Below are 20,268 nucleotides of genomic sequence, written 5' to 3'. Positions count from 1 at the left end.
ATGAAAAATAGAAGTTTGTTAAAATAGCAAAGAAATACAAGGAGGTTGAAATATAAAGATGAAGAAATTACTACTGTTTAGTACAATATTATTGTTATCCCTACCTATCTTAACTAGTTGCAAAAATACCAACAATCACGCAACAACAACTACTTCTAGTAGTGCCTTAGATATAGAAACTCAAAAAGTTGATGGTATAGGAAAAGCAACTGTTATTGATGGATTGGAAATCACGATAAATAAACCAGAGAAAAAAGCGATAACAGATGAAAAAGGAGATAAGATTCTATATACGTTCCATGTGAAAGGTAAAAATATCTCCTCAGTTACTAAAGGTTTAGGATCAATTGATTTTTCTCTAGAGACCAAAGATGGTAAACAACATAGTGTAAGTACAAACTACACTGTTTTTGGACAAGAATTAGATGCTAACCAAGAAATTGAAGGAGATCTTTATTTTGAATTGAACAAAAATGATTCCATCGAACAGCTAATTTATCTCGTAAGCGATCAAAAACATATAGCCTGGGATTTAAATAAAAATTAAGCATTCTAAATATTAAATACACTAAACAGCAAAAAAGTTCGCACATTACTTAACAATGTAGTGCGAGCTTTTTTGCTGATCATCAAATCTTTCTATTTTGTAATTATAACTATTTTCGATATGCTGATATTAACAACTATCCTATGGTCAGTTTACACCACTATATATTCCAATTATTGATTTTGAATTCTTTATATATTTGGTATTGTTTCATTTATGTGATAAATAATATTTTTTAATAAATACTATAAAAAAGAGGGAATGCGGAATGGACATCAAACACGTTTATGGGAAAAACATCAAGAAAAAAATCACATTAGTGAACATACTTTACAATAACCATGATTGGATCACTACAAGCGAATTGGCCGAAAAAACGAAGCTAGAAAGAAAAACTACGCTAAAATATATTGCTGAGTTAGAGAGGGATTTAGAATTATTCGATCATTCTGAACTAACGATGGAATTTTCAAAAGGTAGAGGAACGTTTTTGCATGCTAGAGATCCTTTAATCATTCAAAAATTTATTTTGTGGCTAATCAAAGATAATATAGCCATTAAAATCATTCATACTCTTTTTTTTGAGAATCGTTTGAATATTACAAAGTGGTCTTATGAGAATTATGTAAGTATTTCAACAATTAGAAGAACGATCAATGAATTAAAAAAGTTGTTTAAAACTTTAAATATCAATATAACTTCTAAAAAATCAACCTATTATATTTCTGGTAAAGAACACAATATACGATATATGTTTCATGAGTTTTTCTGGAATACGTATAAAGGATTGTATTGGCCTTTTAAAAATATATCAAAAAATAAACTTCATGATTTATTAAATGATATGAGCATCGAATATGGTGCTTCATTTAGCATCCAAGCAAAAGAACAATTATGTTTTTTTATGGCTATAAATATAACTAGATATTTTCAAAATCATTATATTTCATTAGAAGAATTTGATTACAATTACCAACGAATCAATTCAGAATTAATGGAAAATTCACAAATACAGGAGATGATAAAAAAGCATTTTCTCATTTCTGATTCAGAGATTCAATTTTGGTTGTTCTATTTCCAAACGAAAGGAACGTTTTATCGACGATTCGTCAACAAAACTGATATATTCGGTTTACACGAAAATTATCATACGGAGAGTCATTATTATTATACAACATTTAAAACTAATTTTATTGAATACTTCAACTTAGACCTTGAATCACTACCAGACAGCGAGAAAATAAGATTTAAAACAAGTGCTTTTGCAATCCACTACAAAATTTCAATTTTCCCGAAAATCGATAAGAATCCCATTGAAGGGGATGATGTATTCGAAGCACTATATCCACAACTTTTAAATCGTATTGATCATTTTATGGAGTTGATGTATCAAGAAACGCTAAATCCTATCTTTTTAAACAACTCATTTTTAAGAAAGAAATATGCTTTATTATATGAAATTTTTCACCCGCTCTATTATTTAGAACAGAAAATCCAAATCTATTTTGAAGCAGATTATCCCTCAATGATTCGTTGGTCATTGAAAAAACACATAGAATCAATGTTTAGTCTTTATTTCAATCTTAATATTTATTCGATTGAAGAATTAGAATCGAATGTCTCTTTCTATGATGAGATTGATTTAGTGATATCTACACTTCCGACGAATACACAAGCCCATAATTTTCAAAAGAGTTCGTTTATCTATTTAAATTATAAAAATCATTTTTCTGAGTACGACATTCATTTAATTTATAAAGAGTTACAAAAGCTAGTGTTAGAAAACTATCAACATTCAATTCAAACTAGCTAAGTAACTGCTAATTCAATGGGCATCATTGCGACATCAAACGAACGTAAATACGATGCCACTTCTCCATATAGCTATCTAAACTAAAATCCTTCTTTACTTTTTTAAAAGCTTTTTCTGAAAATCTGGCTTTTTCAGTCGCAACTTTTCCGAGATACTGGAGGATTTTGTGACTCATTTCTTCTACATCACCGGGTTCCGTCAATAAACCATCCTCATTATTCTCAATGAGCTGTGGGATTCCTCCAATGTTAGTCGTAATGTTGGGAATGCCATAGCTCATTGTTTCTAAAATAGCCATCGGTAGCCCTTCATTATAAGAGGGCAAGAAATGTAACAATGTTCGTTGAAACAATTCACCCTTTTCTTCCTGATCAACCCAACCATTGATTTTTACATTTGGTAACTGACGGGTCAACTGCCGAAAGTGTTCCACTTCCCCATCTCCATATAACTCAAAAACGACTTCTGGATAAAACTCACCCACGATTTTTGCTACTTTAAGTAAATCATAGGAACCTTTTCGCTCACCGATTCTTCCTAGCGTCAATATCCGCTTTGCTGTCGTCTGATACTGATTTTCTTGTGGCATTTTCACTGCATTATTCACGAATTCAACCGGTGTATCAGTTATTTTTTGGTAAAACTTCTGCCAACTTTCAGAAACTGCAACAATCAAATCCGTTCGACCTAAGCACTTTCTGATGATTCTTTTTTTTCGTCTTGATGCTTCGTGATAAAATAAGTCAAATTGTGAAGCATGGATGTGGAACACTGATTTTACCTTTTTAGGCAATAAAAATAGTAATAAACTCTTACGATAAAAACTTCCTTTTTGTGCTACGTGGAAATGTACGATATCAATCTTCTCTTCTTTTATTGTTTTTCTAATTGTAAAGATATTTTTTAAAAATAGTGAAATACGGTGTTTCTCATGCCAATTACTCACCACTTTGATTTGGTCTTCTCCCTCATATTCATACATATTCTTGATGACTGTTGACATCCCGCCCTTCGCATCAATACTAGGCCCTATCATTAAGATATTCATTTTCACTTTCCTCTCGTAATAATCTCGATACGATCAAACCTAAAATAGTCGCAGACATTGCAGAATAAAATACATGACCCGAAGTCGCTGCAAACCCAAATGTCACAAGTAACAAAAAAGCATACTTATTAAATAATCGCATCTTGAAGATACGATAAATCAAATAGACCAGTGGTAAAAGAAAGACAAGCAAACCTATTGCTCCATATGAGAAAAAAGTATCCAAAAAGTCGATTTCAATATATCCCCCAGCTCGTCCAAAAAATTCCCAGCGATTCTCAACGCCAAATCCAAAGAGAAAGATCCAGTGATTATTTGGATATTCCATAAAATTAGCCATCGCATCTTCAAAATAAATACTTCTGGAACTACTAAGGATCTTGATCCAATTTCCATCGTATAAATCATAAAAATAAGTCATTCGATCAATCGTTCCTTGGATCATTCCGATAAATAGATCTTTTCCCCAAAACAAACTAAACCCAACACCAATTAATATTAATTGCGAAAGTAAAAACTTTACTTGGAAAGGGATATCAGATTTAAAGAAGAGTAAATATAAAATCGTAACAATCAAACTAGCAATGCTATAAATAATCCCCGTCTTCGTTCCAATCAGTAGGAGACAGTAACAATTTGCCAAATAGAGTAATGACAGATAAAATAAAGGACGCCATTGCTTTTTAGTAAAACAAGTAATTAGCACAAAAAGCAACAGAGTGCACAAAATAACTAAAACGTAGGTTAAATCATTGGTTGCATAAAAAAAACTTTTATAACCTGCATTAGAGTTGGCATAGGTAAAATTACCTAACCCTAAAAAATAAGGAACGATCAAACCCACCACAAATAAACTATCGATTGCAATAAACAACTGAGTCAGCTTAGGTTCAGCTATTTTAGAAAATAGTAAAGCAATCAGAAACCATAATAAATATTTAGTTACTGCGCTAGCATCACTAAACAACGTACTAAATGAATTATCAAAATAGATCGTTTGAATGGCTAACAGTAAAAAATATACAAACATACTTAAAATCATCAATAATCCAAAAACGCTGGTAACTAATTCTAGATGATTGATAAATAAGAAAAGTAGTATGATAAACAAAACAATGCGATAGAAGGTTCCAATAGGGATCGAAATCCCTTCACTTAAAAATACACCGTTCATAAAATCGACAAGCGGAAAGACGCCTACAAAATAAAGCAACCATTGGGAATATTTTTGTTTGCTATCTTCTAACAAGGGATTTCCTCTTTTCATCAATGACATGTCCTAAAAAAGTCAAATTGCCAAAAAAATACCGGTGGAACATTCTTCTTGGTTCCTGCGAAAACCGATAGAACCATTCCATTCCGATTTTTTGCATCCATCTAGGTGCACGCTTCACTTTTCCAGCAACTACATCAAAACTCCCACCTACGCCAATCAAAAGGGGGATATTTAAAATTTCTTTGTATTGATCCAACCAGTACTCTTTTTCAGGGGTAGGAATCGCTAAAAATAAAATATCAGGATGAGTAGCTGCAATTTCTTCAGCTACTTCCACTGATTTATTTCGATCGAAATACCCATCCATATAACCTGCTACTTTGAGAGCAGGATATTCTTCTTGATGCCTCCTGACCACTTCTTTTACAACATCTGACTTACTGCCTAAATAATACACACGATAATTCTTTTTTGCAGCAACTTCAATCATTTTTTCAAATAGGTCAATCCCTGTTACACGCTCTGGAATCGCTCGATTGAACAATCGATCTGCCCAGACAACGGACTGCCCATCCGCATTGATCAATTCACAAGAATTCACGATTTTTTTTAGTTTTGGTTCTTTGTATAACAAATTGATTTTATTGGCATTCACTACCACGTGTTGCGTGATTTTTCGTTGTTCAATGATGCGGACCATTTGCTCGATTGTTTCGTCAAACGTATACGAATCTACTTCTGCACTTAATAATTTTACTCTGTTCAATACTTAGTAAGCTCCTTTCATCTTTAAGACCGCTGGGACTGTCAAACACAATATCTTCAAATCAAACCATAGACTCTTATTCTCAATATATTGCAAATCCAAATCAACCATTTCTTCAAACGAAACATCACTTCTACCACTCACTTGCCATAAACCAGTACAACCTGGCAAGACAGTCAAACGTTGCAAATCATGATCTGTGTATTTAGCTACCTCGTTAGGTAAAGGAGGACGTGGCCCCACCAAGGCCATCTCGCCTTTTATTACATTGATCAATTGTGGCAATTCATCAATACTTGTTTTACGTATAATCCGGCCAATCGGTGTGATACGTGGATCTTCTTTAATTTTGAACATCTGCTCTCCAGCTTCATTCAATCGATCAAGTGCGATAAGTTCTTGTTGCGTGACCTCTCTCATACTTCGTAACTTATAAAGAGTAAATTTTTTTTGGTTTTTTCCAATTCTTGTCTGGGAAAAGAAAGGAGAGAGTTCTGGATTCTCCAGCTTCAAAAGAATACTTACTATAATAAGTAAAGGGGATAAAATCAACAGCGCAAAAGCAGCAAGAACACGATTGATGATTGAGTCAAGAATATTCATAAATTACCTCCTGAAAAATATTTGATTCAGGAGTATTATAGTGAATAAATAACCTTTACAATGTTCACTAAACGTATTATTTAAAAGATAAAAAAGACCTATAAATTTTTCTAAAACACTTCCTTGCAGTAAGAAAATATAAATTTTCCTATCTATTAAAAATCATTATTTTTGACAGTTATATCAATCATAAAATACTTTCCCATCGAAATTAAAACAATATAAAAAACCGATCAAATCCCTATTGGTTTGATCGATAAAAAAGCTTTTTTCTACTAAAATAAGCATCTATAAAATAACAATATTTCATATTCACCTTACAATTAATGCTCTAATTTACTAAAATTATTTTTTAGAACAGACTTGATTTGCAGAATATAACTCCACTGAAACACGAAATAAACGATTATACTCAATATGATCAATCCTACTGACTGAGTGAGCGAACACAAAATAGTCGCCAAAATAATGATGAATAGCTGAACAAAAAAAGAGTGATGGGTCATTCGCAACCCAGAAACATTTCTCACTTTGTTAAATCTCAAGTAAGCCAAAAATAAAAAACTGATTGATGCGGATATTCCTGCACCATGCAATCCCATGCTTTTAATAAAGAGTGGACTAAGTACAAGATTTACAATGGCGCACAGGATCGACGAATGAAAAACAAATTTTGTTTCACCTTCCGCAATACAATTTGCGCCTAATAAACTGGCGAGATTGGAAAAAAACGCAGCTAAAACCAAAAAGGGAATATAGTCGATTGCCTGAGTAAACGCATCAGCAAATAAGATTTTCCCGATTGGTTCCATAAAAAGATACATCATGAGCACACCTAGACTCATTAAAAAAAGGAATGCACGAAAAACGGTTGTGTAAAATGCTTCTTTTTTATTGGATTGTACCTCTTCAATTGCCGAAACTTGCCAAGCTTGAAAAAATACAGTACTTAACATGGTAATAAACATGGGTAACTTATTGGCAGCCGCAAATAGACCACTTGCACTTGTTCCTAGAATCAGTACAATAAAAATTTTGTCTGCCGAATTAATTCCCCACCACATCAATGCATTAGGAATCAATGGAAAACTTTTTTTTACCAATTGTTTGAGATAGTCAAAATCGACTGCAAATAGCGCTGTTTGTTTTTCAACATCTTTTTTTCGGAAAAGTATTAACGGCATGACAACGAGAAGCACTACCGTATAAGCACCGACATTTGCATAAAAATAACCAGGCAAACCCAATTCTAAGTATCGGAGCATCATTATCGCAAAAATAATCAATAAAACTGTTTGAATCAAGTTCATCGTCGCATAAATCGTATTTTTATTGATTGCACGAAGGTAATTAGAAAATAAACTATTATAAGATTGGAGTGTCATCAAAAGCATCATCAACAGGAAAATCGAATAATCTAGATGGATATAGCCCAGTGCATACAAACCTTGACCAATGATCCACGCACTAACATTTGTACATAAAAGCAAGAACCAAGCATTTTTTAAGAAGTAGATTTTACGTTCTGGTTGCTGGATCACATCTTTCATGAACATTTCAAAAATACTCATTGTAATGATGGGTAAAAATAAATTAATGAACGTAATTGATAGATCTGCCACACCATATTCAGAAGTAGAAAGGTACTTTGTATACAATGGTAGTAGAAAGAGTGACCCAAATTTCGTTCCTAGATTCCCAATCATTAATATGCCTGAACTTGTTAGTAATTTCTTATATCGGTTCATTTGATCGCCAAGAGCGCATTTACTCGTTCCTTTTCTTTAGACACTTTCTCCTGAAAGGATTGACCAATCTCTCCGAGTAAATACCGCTCATCTTCTACATGATTCATCTTATACTCTACTCGTTCAAGAATCGCTGTTTGTTGTTTCTCTAATTCTTGGATTGAAAAACAACTCGTCGGATCAGCTAGTATACGAAACATTTCAGTTACTTTATCTTGCCAAGAAATTCCGACCACAGGAATTTTTGCTGCGACAGCAAAGATCATCGAATGCATTCGTGTACCAATGATCAAGGTACTCACTTCGTACAACGCATAAAGTTCTTCTTTCGAGCGTATTATTTTCATTTCTACAGCACCAACTAATAAATGATAGATATCCTCAACCGCTTGATAATCTCTCATTTCTGTTGAAAAAATGGTTACTTGGTACTTGATTGAAAGCTGTAAAAGTATTGCTGTCATTTGTTTGATATATACCGAATATTGTTCCTGAGAAGCCCCAGCAAAGCGATAGTCAATGATAGAAACCGCAATGTGTTGCTCATTTTTTAGACTTTGACGTTGCGCTAACGGTGCAAAAAACTCTGAAGTAAAGACAGGATCCTGAATCACAGCTACTTCTTTTTTAAAATAGGAAGCTGATTTTAGATCCCTCACACTAACATAGCTCAAATCGTTTAATAATCTCACCGCTTCTTTTTCTTGTTTTTTTGTTTTGAATGGTCCTAAACCAATCGACAGAGCAACTATTTTTTTGTTGTGTTTCTTAGCCAACTCAACGATCCATTTTAGTTTAAAATAAGATTTACTATACTTGTTTAAGTCAAAAATTAAATTTCCACCAGAAAAAACGATGCAATCTGCGTCAGCGATCCATTGTTCCACTAGATCTTCTGTCCTTCGGTCTGGATGGTAAGGAATCATCATAGCAAGTTTTTGTTTCAATTTATTCTTCTTTTTTGATTTTTCAACTGAAGAATCAGCAATCGAGGGAATGTTCTCTCTAGGCGTGCCCAAATAAGAGACTGCCCTTGTTTCATGATTTTCTAAATACTGATGTTGGATTTCTTCAGCAATCAAACGATCCCCGATATTTAAGCTATCAATAAAACCAAACTGTAAAATTTTCACTTTCTCACCTCACCAATCATTGTTTGATACATTTTTTCTAAAGAATAGTTTTCAGCATGTTGTCGATAATCAAACTTCTTGATTGCTTGTTCATTTTTAAAAAAATACGTCATTGCTTTTACCAAATCGATTGTTAATGTTTTGGGGGCAGCAGCTATTTGTAATTGTTCATCGCCAAAAAAGTAGTCTCTCAATGCCCCTGCATCTGTCGTGATCACTGGTATGCCACACGCCTGTGCTTCCATATTCACTAAACAAAAGGATTCCTTGACGATTGAAGGAATGACGCAAAGATCCGCTACTTGGTAGTACATTGGCATTTCTTCTTGAGTTGCTTGTTCAATCAGTTTCAAATCAATCGCTGAATGTCTTAATGCTTTGTCTAATTGTTTATTGGAAACAGTCCCTACTATCAATAGTAGTACTTGCTCATTCGTCAATTGTTCGATGGCATCCATCAAATAAGTGATTCCCTTGGAACGATCGATCCTACCTGAAAACAAGACCACCTTTTCTTGGTGACCTATGCCTAGCTCTGCCCTCAGACTCATTTTCGTGTCATTTGTGACAGGCGAATAAGCAGTCGTATCGATTCCATTTTCAACCACACACAAGGATGGTCTATTGGATTGGTTTAGCACTTCCTTCACCTTATGGTCAATAAACGAACTAACCGAAATGATGCGATCGACTGACTGTAAAATCTTATTTTTCTGATAAGAAAACCGATTAAGATAATCATTATGTAAGTATAGTGATACTTTCCCTACATAAAATTCTCTGATTTTTGGACAATACACCCCGTAATTCAGCATAATGATTTCATCAAAAGAATAGCTTCCTATCAAAATTTTCAGCTTAGATAATAAATTGGGATTGATTGATGTATACTTTTGTTGATATCTGTTGATTCGATTTGTGCACTTATTTAAATACCTCTTCGCTCTCTGAAAAATAGTTGGGGCGTCTTTATAATAAAAGAGCCCCGTTGATGGATCATCCGAAGAAACAGAACTACAAGAAAGTACAAAAAAATCAACATCCATTGGTTTGTTTTGGTTCAATTCCCAAAGTTTCTGTGTAAGAAACTCGATTGCCCCTCCTGAGGTAGCGGGAACCGGCTTATTGCTTCCAGAGACGAAAAGGACTCTTTTCTTTTTTTCTGTTCCCATAGCCGTAAGCACCTCCATAACCATAGTGCTTCGATTTTTTTGTTTTATTTCCGTTATAAATAACTCCAAGAACATTTGCTCCTGAATTATCAAGTAGTTTTTTAGCTTCAACGATCAATTTTTTACTGGACTTACTATCTCGTACCACTAACGCACAACTATCAACCAACGTCGCTATAATTTTAGCATCCGCTACTTCGGTGATTGGTGGCACATCGATAACGACAAAATCATAAGTTAAATTGATTTCTCTCAGTAGTTTTTTAAATCCAGCACTTGCCAAAACTTCAGCTGGATTTTCTGAATAAACCCCACTAGGTAGCACATCTAGATTCTCAATATTTGTCTGGTACGTACTAGATTCTAATGAGTATCCTTTATCTAAGATGCCACATAGCCCTGAAGCATTAGGAACATTCAATGATTCCGTGATGGAACGTTTCCTTAAATCACCGTCGATCAATAATGTTTTACATTTTGTTAGAGCAAAGACAACAGCTAAATTCACACTCGTTGTTGTCTTTCCTTCACCCGGACTGGCTGAAGTAATCATCAATGAAGTCAATGCTTCCTTTTCTCTTTGGATTTGGATATTCGAGCGAATACTACGATACTGTTCAGAAGCAACTGATTCTGGATTCGATAATGTCACAATATCCAATCCAAGCTTTCCCCTTGCCATTCGTGTCTATCTCCTTTCCTCTACTACATATAGTTTTTTCTTGCTTTTTTCATTTTGTGTTGGTTTCATTTCCGCCACATTTCCTAAATTTAGAAGACCGAGCGTTTCTTCAAAGTTGTCTTCTTTCTCTAAGATTTGATTCGACAGTGACCAAATAAATATGCCGATAACAGCGACTAACCAGCCAATCAAAGCAAACATAACTGTATTCATCTTTAAGTTTGGAGAAATCGGTGTTCCCGAGGTACGAGCGGGTGAAATAATCGAAACAGAATTCCCTTCACCTAGTAATTCACCGACTTTTGCTGAAAAAGATTCTGCCACCTTTTCAGAAACAACTTGAGCAATTTCTGGTTTTTCAGATAAAACAGAAATACTGAATATCTGTGAGTTTTCTTCTTGAGCCACCGTGATCATTTGGCGAATCTGATCCACATTCAAATCGATATCTTGCGTTTCTTTTATTTTCTTTTGTGCATCATCTAAAATCGAATAACTTGTGACTAAACTTTTATACGTATTGATCATCAATAACTTATAGTTCGCATCATTAAGGGTCTCATCCGACTCTGGTGTCACCGTTGTTTTTGCTACAAGTTGAGTGGTTGCCTTATACGTAGGTGTAATGAATTTTTCAGTAAAAATATACCCCCCAGCAGCAAAAAAAACCGTAGAAAGTAAAATAATCCATAGATTTTGTCTTAGTAAGCGAAATGTTTTAAGTAGTTGATTCGTGCCTTGCATCGAACTCTCCTTTCTATAAGACCACCTTATCCATGCTCAAATCACCAATAGGATCAAGAACAGTCTCACCAGACTGTTTTATCAATGGCTCATTGACCACTAAATGTTCATGTCTATTCATCACTAGCACGACATCTGTATTCTGTAAGAAATCATCAAAATCCATTGCTTGATTTTTTACGATCGATTTTTTGACCAATGGATCATAAAATAGGACTTCTGCTTGTTCTTTATCAGTCATTGCTTGGTACAGTTGTAAACTAGGACTTTCTCGAACATCGTCTACATTATCTTTATAAGTTAGACCGTAGATACCCAAACGTTTTCCAGAAAATGAATGATCCATTATTTCTCTTACTTTGTCTAAAATACGTTTTGGTACAGCATCATTGACCTCTCTCGCTGTTCGGATCAATCTTGCTTGCTCAGGATAATCTCCCACTAAAAACCAAGGATCTACGGGAATGCAATGTCCTCCCACACCAGTTCCTGGATTCAAGATATTGACACGAGGATGTTTATTAGCGATTTCGATCACCGAATGTACATCCAATCCTTCCCGTTCACAGATCAGCTTCAATTCATTCGCAAACGCGATATTGATATCTCTAAAGGTATTTTCAACAACTTTAGAAAGTTCGGCTGTTTTGATATCTGTTAAAACGATTTCGCCTTCACAAAAACCTTGATAGATTTCTTTGACTACTTGGGCTGTTTCCTCATTATCCGCACCAATCGTACGAGAATTATATCGTAGTTCTTTCAGGATATTACCAGGTAGAATACGTTCAGGTGCATGACATAAGTTCACCTTTTTATTTTTAAAAATTGGTCGAACATATTGATCAATTGTTCCTGGAGAAATCGTTGATTCTACAATAATCAACGCTCCTTCTAAACAATGTTCACTGATTGCAGTCAGTGCACTGACTAAATAGGTCGGATCGATTTTTTTTGTCGTTGCTTCAAACGGTGTTGGTACAGCGACGACATAGGTCTCTACTTGTTGATATTTTGTTGTGAACTGTATCCCATTAACCATTGCTTGATCATAGGCTTCTTGAAGACCCGGCTCGTCAAACGTCTTCTTTCTATTACTTAATTCAGATACTAGTTCTTGATTGATATCTGTCCCAATGATAGAATAGCCAGAATTTTGTAGTAATAACGCTGCAGGTAACCCTACGTAACCTAAACCCACAAAATTGATTGTTTTTTTGTCCATGTTTCCATCTCCTTATTTTGTTTTCCAAGAAAGAAGTATACTGTCAAAAGCCCCCAAAGGATGTTCAATCCTCGGTTTTATATAGTGAAACAAACGAACATCGGTCACTTAGTGATTTTTATTTATTGATACTTACTATGTTGAATATAGATCAACAAACACTTCTTTTGATTCCACATAAAATTTTATAGTCATTAAATGAATAAAAGGGAATCGATCCAAGCAATTCTATACTCGGATCGATTCCCTCTTCGTAGAACAAGCAACGATAAAACTATTACGATTTTATCTACAAATTCTCATTATAAGTGTTTTCAATTAAGCATTGATTGTAACTGTTTGTTGATCTAATTGTTTGCCGTAAGCATCATAAGCAACAACTTCCACAGTTTGATCTGCTTGAATTGAGAGATTACCTACATAGTAAGAAAATACGCCATCTTTGACTGAATTCCCACTAACAACACCTTGTGGTGCACCATCAATCACTAAATCAATAGATGAAACATCTCCCGTAAAGGTACCAGTGATTGAATTGCCACCTACTTTAAATGGATCAGGTGTAATGGTACCTTCTGTAACCGTTGCAGTTACTTCAGTAGCGACAGAACTAATACCATCTGAATTTACTGCTGTAATTTGATACATGTTACCTGCTCGTACTTTGCTTGATAGAATAATACTAAATGTACCATCTTCACTAACTTCACCACGACCTACTTCTTTTCCATTTAAAGTAATGACTACTGTATCACCAGCTTGTGCAGTCCCAGTGATTTTTCCAGCTCCTTCTTTAACTGCATCCACTGTTGGTTGTAGTGGGCGAGCTGCTAAGACTTTTGCATTGACCTCTTCACTTCTTGCATTCCCTTTTTTTGCCATGACAATCAATTGTGTATCTTTTGCTTGAGCCGGAATCGTCACTTCATAGGTACCATCTGCTTTGACTTCGGCTTCGCCGATAATATTTTTCAAATGATCTTTCACATAGACCGTGCTACCTGCCTCACCTGTACCTGTAACGGTTGTATCGCCAGCATAAATATCATTGACTGTTGGTGTATCAACACCATTATCGATAGTGACTTCTTTTTCATCTAGTCGTTTACCGTATTTATCGTATCCGACAACTGTGACTTTTTGACCTGCTTTGATATGGTCTCCTACATAGAAGTTAAATTGTCCATTAGCTACATTCGCTCCAGAAGTTTTACCTAATTCCACGCCATCGACAAATACAGCAATTGTAGTAACATCGCCTGTATATGTTCCTGTAATGGATAATTCTCCTAGAACATAATCATTTGGTTTTACTTGTCCGGAAGTCGCAACGACTACTTTTTTCACTGTTTCAGATTGGACATTATCATCATTTACTGCATACACTTCATAAGTTTCACCTTGTTTTGCACGATACGTACCAGTTAAAAGTTCAAATGTTCCATCAGCTTTGACTTTTCCACGACCGATTTCTTTTCCATTCACAGTGATAACAATAGTATCGCCTGCTTGGCCTTTACCTGTTACTTTTCCGGCACCATCTTTGATATCATCAACACTTGGCGCTTGTGGAAGTTGGTCGATAACTATTTTAGACACCAACTCACTGGCTTCCTCACCATCTTTTGCTAAAATTGTTAGTTCTGTACCTGCCTTTTGCGCTGGAATCGTTACTTCAAACGTACCGTCTTCCTTCACTTCAGCTTGGCCTAAAATCGTTGAACCTAATTTGACATAGACGGTTGTACCCGCTTGTCCAGTTCCTGTTACCGTTGTATCGCCAACATAAATATCATTGACTGTTGGTGTTTGAATTGTTTCTTTGTTATAGATCGTCAATTCTTTTTCATCCAAACGTTTACCATACTTATCGTACCCAACAACTGTTACGACATCCCCCATTTTAATGTTTTTTCCAACATAATAGGTGAATTGTCCATCTTTTACACTAGCTCCAGAAATCGTTCCTTTGTTCACACCATTGATAAAGACCGCAATAGAAGTGACATCGCCAGTATAGCTTCCGGTCACATTTGCGTCCCCAATCGTATAATCATCTGGATTGACTTTTCCTGCAGTGGCAATAACTTTGACATCTGTAATTTCAGAGCCTGCGTTTTCTGAATTAAAGGCTTGAACAGAGTACACATCTCCCGCTTTTGCACGATACGTGCCAGTCAAGATCTCGAATGTACCATCTTCTTTAACCGTTCCTGTGCCAACTTCTTTTCCATCAACAGTGATGACAATTTTATCGCCGGCTTTTCCTTGTCCTGTGACCTTACCTGCTCCTTCTTTGATTGGATCAACGGTGGGTTTCATGGCAGCTTCTGCGTTCACTGTCACTTTGACTGTTTTTTCTTTTCCTGATGCGGAAACAAATGTAATACTATATTCACCTGGTTTACTTGTGTCAACATTCGTTTCTTTCACTGTGACAGCTTCTTCTTTTCCGTATTTGTCAGTTGCTTTCGCTTCCGCTTTTTCAATCGCTGCTTCGTCTGTTAGATCAAACCCATAATCTACTTCAAAATCATGTGCTTCGATCGTTGCATTTTCTTCTGGCGCATCTTTGACAGTCACTTTGACTGTTTTCTCTTTTCCTGATGCAGAAACAAATGTAATACTATATTCACCTGGTTTACTTGTGTCAACATTCGTTTCTTTCACTGTGACAGCTTCTTCTTTTCCGTATTTGTCAGTTGCTTTCGCTTCCGCTTTTTCAATCGCTGCTTCGTCTGTTAGATCAAACCCATAATCTACTTCAAAATCATGTGCTTCGATCGTTGCATTTTCTTCTGGCGCATCTTTGACAGTCACTTTGACTGTTTTCTCTTTTCCTGATGCAGAAACAAATGTAATACTATATTCACCTGGTTTTGAAGTATCTACATTACTTTCTTTGACTGTGACCGCTTCTTCTTTACCATATTTGTCAGTTGCTTTTGCTTCAGCTTTTTCGATCGCCGCTTCATCGGTTAGATCAAAGCCATAATCTACTTCAAAGTCATGCGCTTCAATGGCTGGTTCTACTGTTGGATCTTTCACTGTTACTTTACGTTCTACGGTCTCAACATTGAAATCAGAATCCCAAACTGTATAAGTAACGGTATACTCGCCTGCTTTACCAGTATCAACAATACCACCGTATTTGATTTCAGAGGTTAAGTCCCCATCTTCGTTATCATACGCAGTGACACCTGAAATTGGATCAAAGCTATCTCCTACATTGATTTCCAAATCGTCTGCACCACTAATAACGGGCGCATTTCCTAGCGTTGCAACCACTTCAACTTCCATCATTTTAGTAGCTTTGTTTCCGTCACTATCAGTCACTTCATAAGTAATGAATTGTGAACCTAGTTTATCGGTATAAATTTGCCCTAAAACTTTGATTTGATCAGTAATATCGCCATCTTCATTGTCATATGCTTGTGCATAAAGTGTTGGATCAAATTTACTATTTTGTTTGATTGTTAGTTTATCTGGACTCATTACCACTGGTTTACTTGCATCACTTTGGACTGTCACAACCCGTTCTGCAGTCGCTACTTTACCATCTTTGTCATACACATAATATTTTATCGTATATTCTCCTGGAGTAGATGTATCAACAGATCCTGTATACGTTAGATTATCAGTTATATCATTTCCTTGACTATCTTGTGCAGTAACGCCTTCAAGTGGATCAAATTTCGCACGTTCATCAACTCTCACGTCATCTGCGCCCTTGATCACCGGACCATCTGTTACTTGATCAACTACATGGATCGTAACTGTTTGTTCAGTCGTATTTCCGTCCTTATCTGTTACAGATAATTTCAACTCATAATCGCCTGCTTTAGACATATTGACTCCAGAAGCATCGGCTTTGACTTGGTCCGTTAAATCACCGTCTTCTGGATCTTCAGCGGTTACGCCTAATAATGGGTTTAATGTTTCTCCTACTTGATAGGTCATATCTGTTGCATGGATGATTGGTTCGGAACCAATGATTGGTTTGTTTTTAACAGTTACTTTCACTGTTTTTTCTTTTCCTGAATCAGAAACAAATGTGATACTATATTCACCTGGTTTTGAAGTATCTACATTACTTTCCTTGACTTTGACCGCTTCTTCTTTACCGTATTTGTCGGTTGCTTTCGCACCAGCTTTTTCAATCGCCGCTTCGTCTGTTAAATCGAAACCATAGTCTACTTCAAAATCATTTGCTTCAATTGAGGAATGGTTTTCTTCAACTGTTACCAATCCCATTTCACTAGTTGATCCGTCTGATCCAAATGAAGCAGTAGCAAAAAGTGTACTTCCAACTTTATAATTATCATATTGTTTCAATTTTTCAACAGGGATTGAGAAATCACCGTTGTCATCTGATTGGACAGTTATATCAACTTGGGCTGGCTTGGTAATACGTAATTGGACAGATGCATTTGGGGATGTCTTTCCTCTTAAATCATCTCCATATATATAGGGTGTCTCAAATACTGGCGTTTCTGCTTTTACGGATTCTTTCACCGTTACTTTAACTGTTTTTTCTTTTCCTGATGCGGAAACAAATGTGATACTGTATTCACCGGGTTTGCTTGTGTCAACATTCGTTTCTTTGACTGTGACAGCTTCTTCTTTGCCGTATTTATCGGTTGCTTTTGCTTCAGCTTTTTCAATCGCTGCTTCATCGGTTAAATCAAACCCGTAATCTACTTCAAAATCATGTGCTTCGATCGTTGCGTTTTCTTCTGGTACATCTTTGACCGTTACTTTGACTGTTTTTTCTTTTCCTGATGCGGAAACAAATGTGATACTGTATTCGCCCGGCTTACTTGTATCTACATTATTTGCTTTAACTCTGACACCTTCGATATTTCCGTTGGCATTTGTAGCAGTTGCTCCCGCTTTTTCAATAGCAATCTGATCATTAAAATCTGCACCATATTCTAAGGTAAAATCATTAGCTGTAATCGACGCTTTATTTTCTGTGATTTTTGTGGATGCTACTAGACTGATTGCTTGACTATAATAATCATCTGCACTCATAAAATATAAAGTAGCACCAATTTTGTATTCAGTTAAAGCCTTTAACTGAGAAGCTGAAACTGTAAAGTTACCTGATGAGTCAGTTTCAACAGTCATATATCCACCAAAATCATTCATATCAGAAATATAAACTTTCGAGTTTGGATATGCTATACCTTTAATTTCTGTGTTATAGGCATAGCTTTCAGCTACTTTAGGTGTAGGATAATGGATCAGAGTAGTTTCTACTTCACTATAATTGGCATTTTCTATATCCCCAGATTTGACATAAAGTTTAGTACCTGGAGTATGTTTTGCAAGAGAATTTAACAAAGAACTTGATGCAGTAAAATTACCTGAAGAATCTGAATGAACAGTGACAAATTCTTCGAAGCCGTCACTATCAGAAATCACAACATCTGTATCAGGTGTCGTTTTTCCTTTCAAATCCGTTTGATAAATATATGGATTTTCAAGAACTGGTTTTTCATATTTAGCTGATTTCACAGTAATCACTACTGTTTTACTTTTTCCTGATTCGGGCGAAGTAAATGTCACATTATAATTTCCAGGTTTATTTGTATCTACATTCCCTGATACTGTTACGTTATTCGTTACATCATTGCCATATTTATCAGTTGCTTTGACTCCTGTTACTTGTTTGGCCACACTATCATTCCAGGTTGATCCGTATTCGACAGTAGCATTGTTTGCTGTAATCGTTGCTTTATCTGCTGGTGCATCTTTAACAGTCGCCACTACAGTAGTACTTTTACCTGATTCTGGTGATGTAAATGTCACGTTATAATTTCCAGGAATTTTTGTATTTACATTTCCAGAAACCTGCACATTATTTGTAACATCATTGCCATTTGCATCAGTCGCTCTTACACCAGACATTTGAATAGCAATATTGCTGTTATACGCTGATCCATAATCCAGTGTAAAATTATTAGCAGTAATTGTAGCCTTATCTTCAGTAATCTGAGTAGACACTGTGTGACTAAGCAATCCTGATACGTTATTATTAGAACCGGCTGCCCCACTCCTTATATACATAGTCTTTCCTGAAGCGTAGCCTGCTAAACTTTTTAATTGGTTTGAACTTACTGAAAAGTTACCAGACCCATCTGTAGTTGCTGTTACCCAGCCAGAAGCGAAAGACGAATCATCAGAAATGTATACTTCCGAACCAGGATAAGCGGTCCCAGTGATTGGTGAATCATAAGTGTAACTATTACTTACTTTTGGAGTACTATAATGTACATATGTCGTATCATCACTTCCAAAAAGTCCTGATGCATCGACACTTCTTACTGTAATTACATCTCCAGGTTGGATCATGTATTCAGCAACACCAATTTCAAAATTTCCAAAAAGATCTGCGTTAACCGTGGATGTTACACCCGTACTACTTTCACCTTTAAAACCAGTTACCCGAAAAAGGGGCTCACAAGTTCCTTTAATTGTTTTACTTTCTCCATAATAGTATTCTCCTGATGTAATCTTAGTATTCAAAATTCTACTACCGGAAGAATTTGTTGTTATTTGTTGTTTTTCATTAGTATTTTCTTTACTATCAGATAGTCCGCTGGTAGTTGTAGAGTTTGTCGTCACTTCATCAGCAAGAGCTAAACCTGTTCCGACAAATGTATTTGTCATCATTCCTGCTGTCATAAACATTGCCAGCAGTTGCTTTTTTCTTTTTTTAGTTAACTTTTTTTTACTCATAAATTTTCCCCCTTATAACTTCATAAAACTAGATTTTATCCAGCTGTTACATTTTAAGAGATTATTATTTGTAAAAATGTTCAGTTCTAGGTTTTTTTTAAGAACAAAATTGAACTCAACTATCTGATATAATATTTTTTAAACATATAGTTAAAAAAATCATCATAATCATGTTGAATGAAGTATAAATAATTGGTCCTTAAACGTTCTAGTAACATAAACATAATAATAGTTAGGGATAAATCAAATAAATTTTGTATCAGTATCTGGTCATGAACGATCAATCAATGTAAAAGCTTATTGATTGCTATCCAAAATTCTAAAAATAAAAAATCATTGAAGTTACTGAAAAGTTAACAAAATAATTTCTGATACTTTCTCAATCTCTTCTTACTGTAAGAATATTCTTTCACATATGTGATTGGAATTCTTCTTGATTATATTATTTTCGTCATCTAAAGCTGCAACACTAAATATCCACTTTTCTTTTTTGTTAGGTTATTAGTAACTATTCATATTAGTTAAACAGATAATCTTCTTTTTTATCTGTTCTATAAAATCGCTTCACTAAATTAAATACACCGCCGCTCCTTATGATCTAAATAATCATTTTCATAGTCCGTGAAAAGAACTTCTATCACCATTTTTTTTGTTACTATTATTGATAAGCAGTGACCACTAGGTATACTAGAATTACATTTGAAAAACAAAAAAGATTAGTTTTATCTCTTTTTAACCCGTTTCTGTTTATTCATTTGTGAAAGATCTTGTCAGGGTGTAGGTAATCTAGTGGTCAGTGCTTTTTACAGCAATAATGTAAATCGAAT

Annotated in this window: 13 protein-coding genes; 2 read left to right on the top strand and 11 right to left on the bottom strand. The window is 35.1% G+C overall.

The window, feature by feature from the left end:
- Positions 1-58 precede the first annotated feature (58 nt).
- Both DOK79_RS09085 and DOK79_RS09080 read left to right on the top strand, forming a co-directional pair.
- Complete coding sequence (locus DOK79_RS09085; RefSeq protein WP_206859555.1) at positions 59-547, top strand: DUF4352 domain-containing protein; 489 nt, start codon at positions 59-61, stop codon at positions 545-547.
- Between the two features lie 268 nt (positions 548-815).
- Positions 816-2,360 carry a helix-turn-helix domain-containing protein gene (locus DOK79_RS09080; protein WP_206859553.1) on the top strand — a complete coding sequence of 515 codons (1,545 nt, stop codon included), beginning with the start codon at positions 816-818 and terminating at the stop codon, positions 2,358-2,360.
- Positions 2,361-2,382: 22 nt separating this feature from the next.
- On the opposite strand, the gene DOK79_RS09075 is transcribed toward DOK79_RS09080, so the two are convergent.
- The 11 genes from DOK79_RS09075 to DOK79_RS09025 form a co-directional block, all read right to left on the bottom strand.
- On the bottom strand, positions 2,383-3,408 hold the full coding sequence (locus DOK79_RS09075; RefSeq protein WP_206859544.1) for a glycosyltransferase family 4 protein: 1,026 nt from the start codon (positions 3,406-3,408) through the stop codon (positions 2,383-2,385).
- The gene (locus DOK79_RS09070; RefSeq protein WP_206859543.1) at positions 3,383-4,675 is read right to left on the bottom strand and encodes an O-antigen ligase family protein; all 1,293 of its coding nucleotides are present in this window, start codon (positions 4,673-4,675) and stop codon (positions 3,383-3,385) included. The genes DOK79_RS09075 and DOK79_RS09070 overlap by 26 nt, the downstream gene beginning before the upstream one ends.
- Positions 4,644-5,390 carry a WecB/TagA/CpsF family glycosyltransferase gene (locus DOK79_RS09065; RefSeq protein WP_242543367.1) on the bottom strand — a complete coding sequence of 249 codons (747 nt, stop codon included), beginning with the start codon at positions 5,388-5,390 and terminating at the stop codon, positions 4,644-4,646. Before DOK79_RS09065 ends, DOK79_RS09070 begins: the two co-directional genes overlap by 32 nt.
- 3 nt (positions 5,391-5,393) lie before the next feature.
- A complete protein-coding gene (locus DOK79_RS09060; RefSeq protein WP_206859542.1) occupies positions 5,394-5,993 on the bottom strand; it encodes a sugar transferase in 600 nt (199 codons plus the stop codon).
- 323 nt (positions 5,994-6,316) lie between these two features.
- Positions 6,317-7,741: a lipopolysaccharide biosynthesis protein gene (locus DOK79_RS09055; protein ID WP_206859541.1), complete on the bottom strand. Its 1,425-nt coding sequence runs from the start codon at positions 7,739-7,741 to the stop codon at positions 6,317-6,319.
- On the bottom strand, positions 7,738-8,874 hold the full coding sequence (locus DOK79_RS09050) for a polysaccharide pyruvyl transferase family protein (RefSeq protein WP_206859540.1): 1,137 nt from the start codon (positions 8,872-8,874) through the stop codon (positions 7,738-7,740). The genes DOK79_RS09055 and DOK79_RS09050 overlap by 4 nt, the downstream gene beginning before the upstream one ends.
- Positions 8,871-10,046 (bottom strand): glycosyltransferase family 4 protein, encoded by a 1,176-nt coding sequence (locus DOK79_RS09045; protein ID WP_206859539.1) that lies wholly within the window; start codon positions 10,044-10,046, stop codon positions 8,871-8,873. Before DOK79_RS09045 ends, DOK79_RS09050 begins: the two co-directional genes overlap by 4 nt.
- Entirely contained in the window at positions 9,997-10,728 is a 732-nt protein-coding gene (locus DOK79_RS09040; RefSeq protein WP_206859538.1) for a CpsD/CapB family tyrosine-protein kinase, read from the bottom strand. Before DOK79_RS09040 ends, DOK79_RS09045 begins: the two co-directional genes overlap by 50 nt.
- A gap of 6 nt (positions 10,729-10,734) precedes the next feature.
- Entirely contained in the window at positions 10,735-11,472 is a 738-nt protein-coding gene (locus DOK79_RS09035) for a YveK family protein (RefSeq protein ID WP_206859537.1), read from the bottom strand.
- 13 nt (positions 11,473-11,485) lie between these two features.
- On the bottom strand, positions 11,486-12,697 hold the full coding sequence (locus tag DOK79_RS09030) for a nucleotide sugar dehydrogenase (protein ID WP_206859535.1): 1,212 nt from the start codon (positions 12,695-12,697) through the stop codon (positions 11,486-11,488).
- Between the two features lie 318 nt (positions 12,698-13,015).
- Positions 13,016-19,441, bottom strand: a complete 6,426-nt coding sequence (locus tag DOK79_RS09025) for an immunoglobulin-like domain-containing protein (protein WP_339091814.1) — start codon at positions 19,439-19,441, stop codon at positions 13,016-13,018.
- Between the last annotated feature and the right edge of the window lie 827 nt (positions 19,442-20,268).

The organism is Enterococcus sp. DIV1094 (genome assembly GCF_017316305.2).
Classification (GTDB): domain Bacteria; phylum Bacillota; class Bacilli; order Lactobacillales; family Enterococcaceae; genus Enterococcus_B; species Enterococcus_B mangumiae.
Note: the sequence above shows the minus strand (reverse complement) of the source record. Positions and strands in the feature narration are given on the sequence as shown.

What these genes read in the sequence shown, in the direction of transcription:
- DOK79_RS09085 (WP_206859555.1), top strand. Translation starts at nt 59, where the DNA reads ATGAAGAAATTACTACTGTTTAGTACAATATTATTGTTATCCCTACCT.
- DOK79_RS09070 (WP_206859543.1), bottom strand. Translation starts at nt 4,675, where the DNA reads ATGAAAAGAGGAAATCCCTTGTTAGAAGATAGCAAACAAAAATATTCC.
- DOK79_RS09035 (WP_206859537.1), bottom strand. Translation starts at nt 11,472, where the DNA reads ATGCAAGGCACGAATCAACTACTTAAAACATTTCGCTTACTAAGACAA.
- DOK79_RS09040 (WP_206859538.1), bottom strand. Translation starts at nt 10,728, where the DNA reads ATGGCAAGGGGAAAGCTTGGATTGGATATTGTGACATTATCGAATCCA.
- DOK79_RS09045 (WP_206859539.1), bottom strand. Translation starts at nt 10,046, where the DNA reads ATGGGAACAGAAAAAAAGAAAAGAGTCCTTTTCGTCTCTGGAAGCAAT.
- DOK79_RS09075 (WP_206859544.1), bottom strand. Translation starts at nt 3,408, where the DNA reads ATGAATATCTTAATGATAGGGCCTAGTATTGATGCGAAGGGCGGGATG.
- DOK79_RS09055 (WP_206859541.1), bottom strand. Translation starts at nt 7,741, where the DNA reads ATGAACCGATATAAGAAATTACTAACAAGTTCAGGCATATTAATGATT.
- DOK79_RS09060 (WP_206859542.1), bottom strand. Translation starts at nt 5,993, where the DNA reads ATGAATATTCTTGACTCAATCATCAATCGTGTTCTTGCTGCTTTTGCG.
- DOK79_RS09030 (WP_206859535.1), bottom strand. Translation starts at nt 12,697, where the DNA reads ATGGACAAAAAAACAATCAATTTTGTGGGTTTAGGTTACGTAGGGTTA.
- DOK79_RS09080 (WP_206859553.1), top strand. Translation starts at nt 816, where the DNA reads ATGGACATCAAACACGTTTATGGGAAAAACATCAAGAAAAAAATCACA.
- DOK79_RS09025 (WP_339091814.1), bottom strand. Translation starts at nt 19,441, where the DNA reads ATGAGTAAAAAAAAGTTAACTAAAAAAAGAAAAAAGCAACTGCTGGCA.